Annotated in this window: 13 protein-coding genes; 1 reads left to right on the top strand and 12 read right to left on the bottom strand. The window is 41.6% G+C overall.

The genetic code is table 11. The annotated features are described in order from the left end of the window. Nucleotides 1-9: 9 nt before the first annotated feature. Entirely contained in the window at nucleotides 10-2052 is a 2043-nt protein-coding gene (tkt, locus tag MHI51_RS06085; RefSeq protein WP_036681727.1) for a transketolase, read from the bottom strand. 303 nt (nucleotides 2053-2355) lie between these two features. Here tkt and MHI51_RS06080 point away from each other — a divergent pair, with 303 nt between their 5' ends. After that, on the top strand, nucleotides 2356-2988 hold the full coding sequence (locus MHI51_RS06080; RefSeq protein ID WP_036681725.1) for a hypothetical protein: 633 nt from the start codon (nucleotides 2356-2358) through the stop codon (nucleotides 2986-2988). Nucleotides 2989-3075: 87 nt separating this feature from the next. Here MHI51_RS06080 and MHI51_RS06075 read toward each other — a convergent pair whose 3' ends face one another. From MHI51_RS06075 to MHI51_RS06025, 11 genes are read right to left on the bottom strand one after another with little or no spacing between them, the layout of a single operon-like run. Then, nucleotides 3076-6864, bottom strand: a complete 3789-nt coding sequence (locus tag MHI51_RS06075; protein ID WP_405173684.1) for a hypothetical protein — start codon at nucleotides 6862-6864, stop codon at nucleotides 3076-3078. A gap of 12 nt (nucleotides 6865-6876) precedes the next feature. Further along, on the bottom strand, nucleotides 6877-9135 hold the full coding sequence (locus MHI51_RS06070) for a PKD domain-containing protein (protein ID WP_405173683.1): 2259 nt from the start codon (nucleotides 9133-9135) through the stop codon (nucleotides 6877-6879). An 11-nt stretch (nucleotides 9136-9146) separates the two neighbouring features. Beyond that, nucleotides 9147-9791: a hypothetical protein gene (locus MHI51_RS06065; RefSeq protein ID WP_405173682.1), complete on the bottom strand. Its 645-nt coding sequence runs from the start codon at nucleotides 9789-9791 to the stop codon at nucleotides 9147-9149. Nucleotides 9792-9826: 35 nt separating this feature from the next. Then, nucleotides 9827-10324, bottom strand: a complete 498-nt coding sequence (locus MHI51_RS06060) for a hypothetical protein (protein WP_405173681.1) — start codon at nucleotides 10322-10324, stop codon at nucleotides 9827-9829. A gap of 20 nt (nucleotides 10325-10344) precedes the next feature. After that, nucleotides 10345-10725, bottom strand: coding sequence for a hypothetical protein (locus MHI51_RS06055; protein WP_076220818.1), 381 nt, complete (start codon nucleotides 10723-10725; stop codon nucleotides 10345-10347). Nucleotides 10726-10740: 15 nt separating this feature from the next. Next, nucleotides 10741-10884, bottom strand: coding sequence for a hypothetical protein (locus tag MHI51_RS06050; RefSeq protein WP_162636675.1), 144 nt, complete (start codon nucleotides 10882-10884; stop codon nucleotides 10741-10743). Nucleotides 10885-10889: 5 nt separating this feature from the next. Further along, a complete protein-coding gene (locus tag MHI51_RS06045) occupies nucleotides 10890-11099 on the bottom strand; it encodes a hypothetical protein (protein WP_076137569.1) in 210 nt (69 codons plus the stop codon). A 57-nt stretch (nucleotides 11100-11156) separates the two neighbouring features. Continuing rightward, nucleotides 11157-12026: a hypothetical protein gene (locus MHI51_RS06040; protein WP_076277695.1), complete on the bottom strand. Its 870-nt coding sequence runs from the start codon at nucleotides 12024-12026 to the stop codon at nucleotides 11157-11159. An 11-nt stretch (nucleotides 12027-12037) separates the two neighbouring features. Beyond that, complete coding sequence (locus MHI51_RS06035; protein WP_076277694.1) at nucleotides 12038-13087, bottom strand: hypothetical protein; 1050 nt, start codon at nucleotides 13085-13087, stop codon at nucleotides 12038-12040. A gap of 12 nt (nucleotides 13088-13099) precedes the next feature. Further along, nucleotides 13100-14545 (bottom strand): ATPase, T2SS/T4P/T4SS family, encoded by a 1446-nt coding sequence (locus MHI51_RS06030; protein WP_076277693.1) that lies wholly within the window; start codon nucleotides 14543-14545, stop codon nucleotides 13100-13102. Continuing rightward, complete coding sequence (locus tag MHI51_RS06025; RefSeq protein ID WP_405173680.1) at nucleotides 14542-15606, bottom strand: hypothetical protein; 1065 nt, start codon at nucleotides 15604-15606, stop codon at nucleotides 14542-14544. Before MHI51_RS06025 ends, MHI51_RS06030 begins: the two co-directional genes overlap by 4 nt. Nucleotides 15607-15616 lie beyond the last annotated feature (10 nt).

Below are 15616 nucleotides of genomic sequence, written 5' to 3'. Positions count from 1 at the left end.
TTCAGTTAATTACAGAAGTGCTTTCACACGGCTAACTACATTCTCTACAGTAAAGCCGTATTCTTTCATAACTCTATCGCCAGGCGCGGAAGCTCCGAAAGTAGTGATGCCTAGGATATCGCCTTGGTCACCAGTGTAACGTTCCCATCCGAAGGTTTGTGCCATTTCGATAGCAAGACGGGCTTTGACTCCTGGAAGAATTACGGAATCACGATATTCTTTGTCTTGTTTTTCGAACAGATCCCAGCTTGGCAAGCTGATTACACGAACATCGATGCCTTCTTCTGCCAAAGCAGCTTGCGCTTTAACTGCCAACTGTACTTCAGAACCAGTTGCGATAAGTTGTGCTTGTGGAGTGCCATTTTTGGAATCAGAGACAACATAACCACCACGTTTGATGTTTTCACGAACGCCATCTACGGTTCCAGCAAGAATTGGCAAGTTTTGACGAGTCAGAACCAAAGCAACCGGATTCTCTTTGTTTTCCATAGCATAAGCCCATGCTGCAGAAGTTTCGTTAGCATCAGCCGGACGAATAACAGTCAGACCTGGGATGATACGCAAGGAAGCCAATTGTTCGATTGGTTCATGCGTAGGACCATCTTCACCAACTGCAATACTGTCATGTGTCAATACATAGGTTACTGGCAATTTCATGATCGATGCCAAACGAATTGCTGGTCGCAGGTAGTCTGTGAATACGAAGAATGTTCCTCCGAATACTTTAAGACCAGTGTGCAGAGCAATACCGTTCATTGCAGCAGCCATACCAAACTCACGTACGCCGAAATAAATGTTGCGGCCATCATAAGATTCTGGTGTGAAAGATGTCAAACCATTCAAATGCGTCATAGTGGAGCTTTCCAAGTCAGCGGAACCACCCACTAGCTGAGGAACGCCAGCAGTCAGACCGTTAAGCGCACTACCGGAAGCGACACGAGTCGATACTGCTTTATCTTCAGTAGTGTAAGTTGGAAGGTTAGCATCCCAGCCTTCTGGAAGATCGCCATTGATTACAGTTTCGAATTGTGCAGCCAGCTCTGGATATGCTTTTTTGTAAGCCGCAAATTTGTCGTCCCAAGCTTTGTTAGCTGCGATTCCGTTTTTCTTCACTTCTGCAAAATGTGCACGAACTTCATCAGGCACATAGAAATCTTCTTCGTATACCCATTTGTAGAAATCTTTGGTCAGCTTAGCTTCTTCTGCTCCAAGTGGGGAACCGTGAGTACCACCATGGCCGCCTTTACCTTGTTTGTTAGGGCTACCATAACCAATAACTGTCTTCACTTCGATCAAAGTCGGTTTACTAGTCTCAGCTTGCGCCTCAGCAATAGCTTTTTCAATAGCCGGAAGGTCATTTCCGTCCTCTACGCGCAGAACTTGCCAACCATAAGCATCAAAACGTTGAGCTACATTTTCGGAGAAAGAAAGATTCAATTTACCATCAAGGGAAATATCATTTGAATCATACAATACAACCAATTTTCCGAGTTTCAAATGACCAGCAAGAGAAGCGGACTCAGAAGAGATCCCTTCCATAAGGTCACCATCACCACAAATAGCATAAGTATAGTGGTCAACTACGTTATGCCCTTCTTTGTTGTAGGTTGCGCCCAATTGAGCTTCGGCCATAGCCATACCAACGGCCATACCAATACCTTGTCCAAGCGGACCTGTAGTTGCATCAACACCAGCTGTGTGACCAACTTCCGGGTGACCAGGAGTCAAGCTACCCCATTGACGGAATTGTTTCAATTCTTCCATAGGAAGATCATAGCCGCTAAGGTGCAGCAAGCTGTACAGAAGCATGGAACCATGTCCAGCGGACAATACAAAACGATCGCGGTTTACCCATGTTGGATGATCAGGGTTATGATTCATTGTTTTTGCAAACAGTTGGTAGCCCATTGGTGCAGAACCCATTGGCATACCTGGATGGCCGGAATTCGCTTTTTCGATAGCATCAATAGCCAACGTACGAATTGTTGTGATAGACAGGTTATCTACTGTTGAGTTTTCTTCCTTCTGGATCGCTTGTTCTTGTTCACTCATTTAATAGTTCCTCCTCTGAAATCTCAAGAATGTCATTTTGACTCTTATTGTATCACTAGTGTGGAAGCAATTCCAATTGTTTTTAAAAACTCTTTGTTTTACAGCTTATGTTTTGCAATATCTACGCATTTATATACGCAAAAGTAACTATGTCATAAGACGGGTTTTTACTTAGCCTATGGTCTAGTTTTCTATTGCGACTAAAGTTTGTTTTACAATGCTCGAATATAAAGTAAGATGGAGTTACTCAAGTAAAATTTTCATTCATTATCCAATATCTCCAAGTGGAAAGGAATTCTGAACATGACTTCGAAAAAGGATGTTTATATTGTGCTTACCGGTACAGGTACAGCCTTCAGTGGTTTCATTAAGTGGTTTACAAAAGCTGATCTGAACCATGCTTCGATCGCCTTTGATAGTGAACTACGTGAGGTGTACAGCTTCGGAAGAAAAAAAATGCACAATCCATTCGTCGCGGGTCTGATTCAAGAAAATTTCATACACCCTTTCTATAGCAGCGCAAATTGCTCTATTTACCAGTTACGTGTCAGTGCCACGGAATACGATGCCATGTACAATCATGTCCAAGGGATGATGAAAAATCAGGAACGTTATAAATACCATCTTTTAGGCCTGATCGGCGTACTTCTAAATGTTAAAATAGATCGAGAGAACGCTTATTTCTGCTCTCATTTTGTTGCTTCCTTATTTGAAAATACCGCAGTTCAGCCTGTGAATAAGCCTTCCTGCTTTGTTACCCCGGAGGATTTCGCTCTTTCACTCTGTTCCCATAAAATATTCAGCGGCAAGTTATCCTATTATGTGCGTAGAGCTCAAAGAGCCTCTGCACGTTCGACGAATATACCTTTACATACACCTTCCGTTGCGACAAGAATGATGAGAATGAATGAAGAACGGACTGAAGGAGTTATATAAGTTATTGCTCGTGAAAAAGGGCTATGCGGATCGTATTTCCGCGTAGCCCTTTTTAGATGGAACCAGGATAAAGCCATAAATATTTCATTACTTCACACGATGGTTCTGAAAATATTCAGACCAATCGCCAGCGATCACAACAGTAGCTGTATCTATTTTTGTATTGTACTCATTCTTAGCTGTGAAGGTAAAGGTCACTGGACCATCGGGAAGTTTCACAAATGCCGGATCATATAATTCGCCTGTCCACAAGGTTTTGTCATTGTTAGTTGGATTTAGTTGTGTAGAATAACCTCCCGTCATTGTCACCTCAACAGTATCTGGTAGACCGGTTGCTATCCCTTGCAAAATAAATCGCTCACCTGCCCAAAACACATTGTAGCCTCTAGGACTCTCCTCATTACCGCTCTTGTTCAAATTGTAACCTTTACGGTTGTTATTCCATTCCTCTGTGTGCTGGACTCCACCTTTAATACTCAGTAGATTAACCATGAAATATTTACGAACTGAGATATTACTCCAGTTATAACCATCAAAAGCTTCTACTTCCACGGCATATTTTTCGTTCTCCACCAATATTCCAGCAGGCACTGGCCACTGTTTGGTACTTGAATTTTTTTCGCCAGATTGAACCTTAACCGTCCCTGTCGCCAAGTTGATAATTTGTACCTTATACCGCTGTTGTTCATCTCCATCCTCATCTTGATAATCCCACTTAATGATTGGTGTAAGCGTACTTGCGATCATAGGCTTACTTGGGTCAGTACTTGTTGGGTACGTTATCGTTACGGTCGGTTTACGGTTAGCTACGGTGATACTCTGAGATAGCTCTCGATACAGTCCTAGAGAATCCGTAACGGTTTGTTTAAAGGTAAAGACGCCATTTGAGGTGAATTTCTTCGTAAATTCAGCTTGAGTACTAGCCAATCCTTCCGTCCCGTTGGATGATTTCAAATCATACTTATGGCTGATCGTATCTCCCTTTGCAATGTCTGGATCCGTCGCTTTGCTCTTGATATTCAAAAGATCCGTGCGATAAATCGGCTCTTTGGCAGCATCTCTACCTGTATCCGTGATTAGTGTGAATCTAGGCTGTGGCGGATTGTCGATGATAAACGTTTTTTCGTTAGATATTTCTGACCAGGTTAATTTGGAATAAACCCGCCCATATACGGTGAAGTATTCAAATCGATTAAATGTATGGTTAGGGAGTTGATACTGCCGCAGCTGACCTGTGGTGTCAAAGTTCTCAACTGTCTTAACTAAGAGTCCGTCTTTTGAAAAAAATTCTAAACGGTACTTCTCCTGCGGATCACTCTCTGGGTCTGTATAATTCCATTTAATTAATGGATCTCCTTGTATTTCGGCATCTATTACGGATGGATTGGTTCCGGTTCCCACCGGGGTTATCAATGTCATTGAGGGCGCTAGATTTTTAGTAACATTCACCTTCAACGTAGCTATATTAGACTTATCACCGATCTGATCGATAACCCAGTGTTCCAATGTATAGATACCGGACTCAGGAAAATTAACATCAATATTAGGAGTTCGAATCCATTGCGTAAGGCCATCACTATCCGTTACTTTCCAGAAGTATTGCAGACTAGCCACGTCGGAGGGATCTCCATCCTCATCAAAAGATGTATATTGTCGGGTATCATATTGGAATACTGCCGATGGACCATTAATAGCAGCTGTTGGAATATGATTTTTAACAGCAAATGCACGTGTTGCATTGGAACTTAAAGCTCCAATACTTGAGGGATTAGGTACGTCTGTTGCTTTAAGGCGCATTTCCCATCCTTCTGATATAGCCTGCTGCGGTGAAATTCTGTTTGCAGCAAGAAGATCTCGTATCGTCAAAGATTGGTTGCGGTTACTACCAGCATAATAATAAGGACTATTGTTGAGTTTGGCGTACCATAAATAAGCAAGCGAATCTCCATCTTCATCAGGGTTTGGTGTCAGATTATCCATTGTAATTACTGTATCTCGATATACTTCAGCTGGCATGTTAAATGCTGCTGCGGGTGGGTGATTAATCACCTGGACATTTTGGCGATACCAATCCGACCATAACCCTCGATTGTCATGCACTTGTAAACTAATTTGATAATTACCAATCCCAAAAGCTGCAATATTAGGTGGCGTTGTAGCTCCTCCCGAATGCTCCCAAATTTTATTCCAACCGTCTTTGATAACCGTCCAGTAATAAACATCTAATGGATCATTATCCGGATCAAACGATTTATCTGTTATGCTAGTAGCCTTGCGGTAGGAAACGATATTAGGATCAACGGTAAATACCGCTACGGGAGGTAGATTACCTGTAGCCCCCACCGTCCTAACACACCAGTCGCTCCAGACCCCCAACCCATTATCGCCATCGACATCACGTACTCTAAGGCGTATGTCATATTGTCCAGAACTCGGTAATTGAGCTGGCGGTTGACCATCTGTCCATATTTCAGAATCAGTTTTTTTATACTGCCATTGCCAAGCTATAAGTCCCTTATTAACAGCCGTGATGTGGTCCAAATCGTAGGAACTATCTGTTAGCTGAAGAGATCCCCACGTCAGTTTGGCAGCAAACAATGCAATTGGCTTCCGATGAACATGATAGGTCATTGAAGATAAATTATCTCGACTCCATAAACGATAGTCATCGAATCGGTCATCGTTTTTAGGATTATCTCGTGCTTGAAAGGTTGCGTTATAGAGTCCGCTATATGGAAAGGAGGTATACCTTTCTGAACGCCATAACCCACTATCCGAAATGATACCCATCGAATTATCGAAGAAATACGGGTTATGATCGTATCTATAGCGTTCTTGATATTTAGAATCTCCTTCATAGTCTTTGTATGTGGTTGATAAGTCTATAGGAGTGTTAATCAATATAAAGGATTTATTCCTAAGCCTATAGGATACATTAACGACCAACGATTTCTCATCCTTATAATTATAGGGATCCACAACCTTGATAATGATATTGTGTCGTCCAGGAGGAATTCCGTCTGCCAAAACATCTATTGGGATGGAAAACCATTTATTATTTAGTGCCTGTTGGACAAGAACTTGTTTATAGAACACATTAGGGATTTCAGCACTAACGACTAGATCATTATTGTCCACATCTCGAACATATCCCTCGATGTTCATTCCACTGAATCCTGGTTCATTTAGTAGCTGCTGCTCGCTTGGTGTAGTCACTGTAAGACTTGGTGCACTATTTATAATTAATGATTTATACATATACGTATATGCTTGATTGTACCAACCATTCAAATATTGATCTGGCTGATGTTGAGCGTCAGCGGCGGCGACATTGATAGAAATTTCAGTTGGAAAATCTCCATACCACGTTTCCCATCTCTTTGTTTCTATTATATTAAAATCATTTGAATTCGTAATAAATGTATGATTAGCCCCAATATCTACGTTTGGACCTTCAACTACCTTATGTTGTCTCCAGTTAGCAGTTATATAATGATTGATATCTCCTAATCCCGTAGAAATGGTAACATATCTGGTACGTTGCATATCAGGCCACCATCTTGCTTCATTTCCAGTTTTCATAATAATGGGTCCATCCAAGACGATATCATATAAAAATTTCCTTGTAGTTAAATCGAATCGAACATTAGTGAGTGTAAATCCAGGTACGTCTAGCGTTATAGAACCAATTTTTCCTGCGCTCGGTAAAGTAGGAGCGTATTTTTGAAAACCCTCCACTCGTATGTCCATATAATTGACGATGTTTGGGTCACCTGCAGCCTCTACCTTAACACTCCCCGAATAAAATTCAGGGAATAAGAGAAATAGTAATACAAGGGCCATAAACGTTGAAATTGTTTTTTTAAATTCCCGCATCTCTAATCCTCTCTACCATGACCAATCGACATCAGGTGCTTGATTTTTAACCGTGAAGATCCGTTCGATCACATTTTGTGTAGTTTCCGAATTAATGGATTGCCGATCAGCCTGTGTCACATACTCATCGATGGTCGGCTGGCCAAATTCTTCGAATACAGTTAGTCGCACTTCGTATTGCCCAACATCTCTTACCTTGAGATTCAAACGATCTAAATTCTCATTATTAAAAACAACCCATGGTTCCCCTGAAAAATTTCCGTTGTTATCAGAATCGTAGCGGTATTCCCAAAGCCTTCGAGCCACCATATCTTGGTCTGGTGAATACGACATATCATCTATTGATAGGGTCGCTTGATTACCATCTGAAGGATTGCGATACGCTGTTCCAGCCATCGTAAAGTATGCAAAAGGTTTCTGGTCTGGTGCTATATCAAAAGTTGTTTCGTTTCTCGCAGTTAGCCCTAATGTATTCTCCACATAAATGGTTGCTTTATATTTCCCTGGCTTCTTGAATAGCACATCTTTGCTATATACTCCGTTCAGCGATCCGCTATATTTAATATCAGAATTCATTCCACCTGATACGACTGTGATGGTGAATTTAGTCTTAGCATCTACTATTGGGTAGTGGGTCGGGCTACTAACGTAACTTTGTATGATAACCTTTCGATTTTGCTTTAATGTACCATCTACCCTGATAGATGCATCTGGTTTTGGCTCAATGACATTAACCTCAGTACTAGTACTTCCAGTCATTTTGTCGTCGTCCATTACAGTCAAAGCAAGTGTTTGTTCCCCCAAATGGTCTTTATCATACCAAAGCGTTCCCCTTGGCAAAGTGCTCAATTCTCCCTTAGCATTAGGGGTATCCCAAAAGTAATCCGTAATATAACCATCGGGGTCATACGACCCTGCTGCACTGGCTACAAACTCTTGTCCTGCTTTTACAGTTTTCGGTGCATTTATAAGAGCTACTGGAGGTTTTAACTCTCTCGGTAGTTCTGGCGGTGATGTAGGACCTGGAAACCCTCCTCCCGGAGGACCTGAGGTTGTATACACTCCTGCTTTGACTGTAAAAGATTCTTTTAACGAATCGAACTTACTTCTTTTGGTCACGACTTCATTCTTAAATCTCACTACTATACTTAGTTCGTACTCTTGACTGTAGTTACTTTTACCTGCCACTTTCTCCTTCGGAATTTCAAACTTGAAAGTTTCGTTTGTCGTTAGAGTTTTGGTATACACCTTTTTTGTCTGGAGTGAACTGTCATTACCCTTCTCTTTGGCATAAAAAATCCATTCTGAAATATTCGAAATATCTTTATAGGATAGCAGCTCACCCTTCAATGCGATCTTAACCGAAACATTCTTATTATCAAACTTAATTGGGTTTGGATTAGGTTGTTCTAGAATTGCAGAACCTGTGAGTGTAGCTTCATCTGGGAGACCATATTCAAAGCTGACTGTTCCCCCGTAGCTGTAGGTGGTGACTTTAGCGTCTGCAGTGTAATAATAGGATGCGAATGCTTTATACTTTCGTCCTTCCGCTTTACCAGATAATCCGTCATTACTTTCTTTATCCCAAGGAACACCGTCAGGGATCATATAATTCAATATAATTCTCCCATTTTTAAATTTAGGATCGTCTGCATATGATGATTTTTTAAAAGGAATAACTTTTATAGTAGATTTAATAATGTTATGGTTATCAACAACATCATATACCGATCCGTTATACCATTTTAAATACTCACTATCTTGATAAGGACCAGCTGTTACCTTTAATTTAGGTGGATTTTGTGAGGGGTATCCATCAGTTGCTGTAACATCATCCGTCTTCATCCGATCATTTTTTTCATCGTACTGATTTATTTGCCATCTTTTTCCGTCTGAATATAGCCAAATCGAATTATATATTTGCGTTTCATACATTTCTTCCCAAGAACTTCTATATCCCACTACATTACTTAGGTATTTTTGATTTGCGACCCCTTTAAGCGTAACTTTGATCTTTCCGTTCTCCAACAAAAGGTCTATTTTTTCATTTGATCCTGTATATTTTAGAGTTCCTGTCTTGATTGATGAACTAGTCATGCCACTAGGAAGATCTAAATAAAAGTCTTTAGCAGCATTGCTAGATCCAAGCAAACCAGTTGTAATAGGAACAGAGATTGAGAAAGATTTTATTTCAGCTGCAAGCACAGATGTGGAATGAATAAATGTAAAAAACAAAAAACAGCAGAGAATTAATAAAATTATTTTTTTCATATTATTGCCTCTTAATAACTAACTACTAATTTTTCATCAAATCCTCCAGCATGAAACATACGAATTGCAAAATATTCGAAATCTCCATCATATAAAAATGCTTGATAGGTGGATAGTTGTTCTCCTGGCTTAAGCATATAGTAGTAGAATGCACTTTTATTGTTTATTCTCCCCTCATTTACCTTTGGCCAGATTGGATCAAGTTTCCCTCCTTTTTTTAGAGTTATAACCCATTTGTCCGCTTGATCATACAATGCTCTTTTCACAATACTTTTGCTGTTGTTTTTAATTATTATCTTAGTCCAAACCAAGTATTTAGGTTTGCTAACCATTACTCCAAATGAGTCATATTTAAATTGTTTCACTAAATTTTGTGCATCTTTTGACTTAAAATCATAAATCATAAACTTCTCCAGCATATAACTAAGCCCACCCGCCGTAACCGTAACCGGCAACTCTAAATCCTTTTTCAAACCATATTTACTTAAGTTATCCCTCATAATGGGTGCTGGTGTAGCAGCAGGTTTTGCTGTAGCTGATGGTGTAGATGCGGTTACTGGTGTAACCGCTGCTGCGTTAGTAATCACGTTTTGCCCCAATACCATGCTAAGTAACATTGTTGTAGTCAAAGCTGCTCTTAAAATGTTCTTCTTCATCACTGAATCTCTCCCTTTTCTTTAATTCGCTTTTCTTACTTATTGAACTTATACTCCTGAACTGCTGGCACCCTGATGGGCTGTTGTGTTTTGGATCTGGAGATCAGAACCGGGTGTTCCGTCTCTATGACGGCAATAACCGAAGGACCTGCGATGTATTTGGTTATGCCATATTCGCTATCCTCGTATAAAAGTGGAAACGTCACACCATCGGAATCATCAATAATATCGAATTTCACAATCTTTACTTGTGTCTTAAAACGACTGCTCCCTTGGGGGAAAAGGCCGCTATCAAGGCCTAGATTGTTCTGCAGGGTTTGCTGAAAAGTATCGTACGCTTCTGCAGGATCTATAATCAGACGACCACGAGTCAATTCGGTCTCATCTAATTCCTGTGCGGCATCGTGAACAGCGATATTATTTGCGTCTTTTAACATGTTGCGCAGCTGGTCCCACTCCTGATTCTGGATCTGAAAGAACCAGGAGTAGATAAAGATCAGTAGGACAAATGCCAGCTTAATAATGTAATCCATAAATTACGCTCATCCCTTAGTCAATCGAGATACTCACTCATAATTGATCCATGCCCATAATATCGAGTCGGCTGCGAAACCGTAGAAAAATTATAAGGAAACAGATTTATCCGCGGCGCGGTTACATACACATCAATTCGTTGCTTTCGCTCTTGAACGGTGTCTGTACTGCTAGTAATTTCTATCGAAGCTTCAGAAAATCCAATCGCCTTCAGATTTGAAATTACTTCATTCCGCATAGAAGCTGTAACCATCCCCTCTGTTGCTGCTTTTTGTGTGATATAGGACGTATTAGCTTTGACCTGTAAATCTAGCAGATAATCTATGTAGGAGAAGATAGGCTGCAGGATAATAAACAGGACTAGCCACATGAACAATGCCCGGAGGACGGTCTCCTTCATTAGACACGCCTCCTTCTAATACTGTTCCACTTGCTTAGTATGTGAGATGATATCGTCCTGACTGCTGCCGATCATATGCGTAGCTACCGTGACAAACATCCCCGCAATTACAAAGCCAATGGCCAAAAACATAGCGACGGAAATAGAGTCTTTTTTCATCTGACTTATACCGAAACGTGAGTCATGGACATAGTTAGTGCAGTCTGGCTGGAATCCAGCGGTTGAGTTAGAGATACCCCCGGGATCGTCGGTCTATTATCATCGGCAGCATTAATCACGTCACGCACCAGAGGAATCAAAATGGCAATTACGATGGCCACACACAAAAAACCGATAGCGATAAACAAACCTGTAGAAATAGCGTCTTTTTTCATTGTTAATTTCTCCCTTTTTATTTTAGGTTTTAAAAATAAGGTTGAATATACAATTTTTCACTGGAACATGCCGACTCCATTAAAATTTCCTTTGATTAGCAAAATGTACTGCATCGCCATGGCAACGATCATCAAAAAAGTAGCAATCGATGGAATAACATTAATAATCGTCGATAGATCACCGATGAAAGACCATTTTTTTAAATACTGATCGCTGGAGATTTTGGAGATAATCTTGCCTTGTTCACGCAAATAGTTTGCAGCTTCCGTGTCATCATCCATGCCTTCTGTCGCCAGCAAAATGGACCGGATGTCATTAATAAAGTGATGGTTATCCGGAAATTTGGCACAAAACCATTCAATCGCCCCCTCCACACCCTCATCTACTGCCCGTTCTGACAGCTCATACAAATCCTGACGTATATATTGAAAATGTCCCGCTGTACTCCCACAAAAAGCACCAAACTGCACATATCCGCGCTTACGTAGGCGATTATTCTCATAGAGACGAATGAAGGAGATCAACTCGCCATCTTTTTGAATATTCGTCTTTTGGTGAAGCCACGCCAACACCCAACCAAGCGGAAGATAACGCATCGGACTGCTGATTACGAGAATAAGTAGAGCAATTAGAGGGTCATAGAATGAAAAAGGAACAGATCGGATGAAATCGCTGACGACTTGGCTAAATAAATAGATGATTGCCGCTGAATAACGAAATAGCGTAACTTTTCGAGCCGAGATTAATAAATTGCATTCATTCAACAATTGCTGAAATCTATCACTCTGCACGTGTTCACCCAGCGAATTCCACCGGATGCCCAGTCGGACAAGATATCGTTCCTGCTTACTGCTGCTGCTCACAAACACAAGTAATGCGACATACACGATCCCGATCACTGTAATTAGTAGTAATAATCTATCCATAGTTCATCACCTTAGTGGTAGTCCAGTTTGGGCCTGGCAAGAATAGTACTGATCACAAAAGAGATAAAAAGGCCGGAGACGATCACCATCAAAAAGGAAAGACCTACCGCAGTTTCGAACTGCAGTTGAAAATAGATATCGGGCTTCAGCATATACATAAAGGTACCAACCGTAGATACCAGCACCAGAAGATTCCCATATAAGCCAAGGCTGATCGCATCTCTACTTCCTGCTTTTACAGTTAAAATCGTCTCTCTCTGCTGCTCCATAGAACGATTCAACAGCATTAGCGAGCTTTTTAAATAACGGGTTCCCTCCTTCTCGGCATAGAGCAGATCTGATATAAACTCTAAAGCGAAGGTGGTGCCGATCGCACTGGAGAATCTCCCTGCTTCCTCAACAAGCTCCTTCTCATTACTGTAATTAGAAAATGCGGCACCTAGCAGCTTCAGAGGGCTCTTTAGTACATTTTTATCCGTAAGAAAATCCGCTGTCCGATCAAGAATCGAATCTACCGACAAATGTGTGAATTTGGTGGAGATTTTGACTACATCGAGGAGATCGTAGCTTCCATGTACCTTCCGCTGTGCATAGATGTATCTCATACGAAAATAAGGAATCGTCGCAGATATTACAGCTATAAAAAGTGGAAATCTCCACGCCCCCTGAATCGGCTGTCCTTCATTAAAAGTAATCCCCTCCAAAAAAGGATTGTTAAAACTCAACCTTTCAGGGAGCTCACTAAGAGTCAGTAGTCCTGATAAGAAAACCGCAATAAATAAAATAGCTGTACGCATAACAAAACGCATAACGCTAATACCTGGTTCATACTTCCGGTGTACGAAATACAGAAGCTTGTCCAGATGGCGGTAGAGCCACAGCCTTTTTTTAACCGAGCTAACTCTTTTGCCAAAAATACTCATCTTATGTTTAATTCGAAAATCGAATTTCTGGACTACCTGCCGTAAATGCCTTTCGATGAGCAGTTTGGTGAGTAACCACAGTCCCCACACAATCCATAAATGAAGGACAAAACGAAAAATATAAAATAGTAAATCCATAGCTGTACCTCCTCACTCATTAAGTACTATCTTAGATTTCAAGCTTTCTTTAAGCGGCTGATCCATTGGTTTTGTTGAAGCAAGTCGTCCCAGCTCTTTCTGGACAATCTGTGTAGCCTCCGCATTTTTCTTAGTCATTTTTAGCATCAGATTTTTCGTCAGCTTGTCATTATAAGACCAACACATTTCCTGCGGCTCCCAGCGCATAAGATCATTAGCAAACACTGAATTTCTATCCTCTTCGTAAAAGATTTCTGATATTCGCGCCAGCCGCTTCTTCCCGTTCGGGACACTCTCCAAAATAAACACCAGCTCGCATGATTTCAGCGCAGAAATCAAATGCCCCTTTAGACTCCCGCCAATTCTTGTCGACACAGCAAACGCACCTTGATAAGGAATGTCCTCCGAATCCACGGTGTGGAAGGTTCCGGTGATCCCGTCGTATCCTTTTTCCCCACTCCACAAATAAAATTCCCACTCGTTATAACGCATCTCTGTCATATACAAAATATTTGGGTCATGCCGCAGCGACTCTACTCCCACCTCCATCAGTTCCTCATTCGCAGCTTGAATTGGAATAATTCGATGGCCTTTAATTTGATACGGTAAAATGGATTCCGGATGTTTCTCTATCATCACTACTCCCATGCAGGAGGAAGAGCCAAGCAGTTGCTCACCAACGATCGTATTGGCAAAGGTTGTTTTTCCTGACCCTACAGCACCCGCAATAATGGTATTGCGAAACGTGGACGATAACGCCCGAATGAACTCAACCGCCTCGGCAGGAATACATTCCGTACCCGCTTGATCCTCCAAATCCAGAAATTCCACAACCTGTCGCCGCAGTGATATCGTAGTAAAACCCTCCCAGACCCTAGGTGATACCCAAATCGCAAGCCGAATAAATCTACCTGGCCAAAGCGGATCATCCATTTTGAACTCCACCGAAGGATTATCCTTGTTCAGCTTTTTATTGGGATCACTTTTTAGCAAGGAACGCTTCAGCTGCTCCACCCGATCCAGTGAAGGCATCTCATACGGGTAAGCTATAAACTCACCTTTATGGTTATAAAAAATTTGCTTCCCAATCATTTGTAATCCGGTTGACTCGCTGTATGCACGATCAGTAAACCAACGATACGCTGGTCCAAAACCCTTCCACTCGTGATACAGGGCCTCTGCCGCCGTTCGGTACGCTTCTGGAACCTTTCCAGTAAAAGGTGTTTTTCGTAAGTACTTCTCAATCTCATTCATAAAAAAGCTAACTGCCTGCGGATCGCCAATTAATGCCTTTGCATTTAGCTCGAAGTAAGCGTCATCCTCACGTTCTAACCCTTCGTTCATCTCGGTTTTCATTTTTTGTAAAAAAGCATAAAAATCTTCCTTGCCCGGTTTGCTAGTGCGCAGCACGCTTTGTTTTAGAGAAAAGAGTGGACGACTCGCGAGAGTTTCAATCATAGAAATATCCCTTTCTTTTTGGCCTCTGGCGCTAATCCCATCGACACCAATAGAGAATGTACCTTATCATCCAAATGCTGTAGCTCTTTTTTGCCTAGAGGCAAGCTTTCCTGCAAGGGCTGGTAATACGGTAGCTCCAGCAAGATTTCAGTGCCAAATCTAAGAGCCATATTTTTGGACGAAGATATTTCCTCCACATTACTGCGGTTAATGATCAGCTGGAAATCATGCGGACGCAGATCTATATGCCCCGCAAGCTCGAATAGAGGTTGTAATCTGTGTTCATGTTTAGGATGAGTGACAATCATGCGTAACGACGACTTTTGCATACCGACATACCACGCAGCACTCTCGGGAATTGAACCGAAATCAGCAATAACCACATCCGCATTTGCTCCAGCTCTAGCCAAGAAATATTCGATCTCTTCCTCCAGATAATCCTGGACACTCAAGTAGTCGTAATTCCCCGGTAGATACAAATAGCCATCCTGCCTAATCAATTGCTCGAAATCTTCATCATGAATCATCTTCCCTGTAAGCTTGGGGCGCAGTTTGTCTAGACTTATCGTCGCTTTGCGGTCATACCCGGGGTCATATAAATCCAAACCAAGTACAAGAACACGTAGACCTGCCGCAGCAATTCGTCTTGCGAACAGCTTCGCCACACTCGTGCAGCCAATGCCTGGACCTGAGCCAAAAAAGCCAACCAAATTGCTCCGTTCCTCGCCATCCTCTTCCAGGATAAAACGAATCTTCTCTATCACTGCTGACGAGGTAGAACGAGGAGGAATAAAATATAGACCTAAGCTTTCACACAACATATGCACAGCTTGATAGCCGCGAATTCCCTTTTGCAGATATAAATACAGGATCATAGAGCTTGGATATTTGTATCGCAGCTCGCTAAGCGCTTGAACAGATACCTGGTCACTAGTAACCATTAACATATGACCTTCGGTATGCGCCGGATCGGGATACACGTTTTGTGTAACTACATTAAATCCCGCGTTTTTGATATCAATAATCGTTAACTGATCTATGCCGAGACTAAATATTTTCAAGGCAATCTCC

Origin of the sequence: Paenibacillus sp. FSL H8-0260 (assembly GCF_045040625.1) — a bacterium.
GTDB lineage: Bacteria > Bacillota > Bacilli > Paenibacillales > Paenibacillaceae > Paenibacillus_AQ > Paenibacillus_AQ odorifer.
Note: the sequence above shows the minus strand (reverse complement) of the source record. Positions and strands in the feature narration are given on the sequence as shown.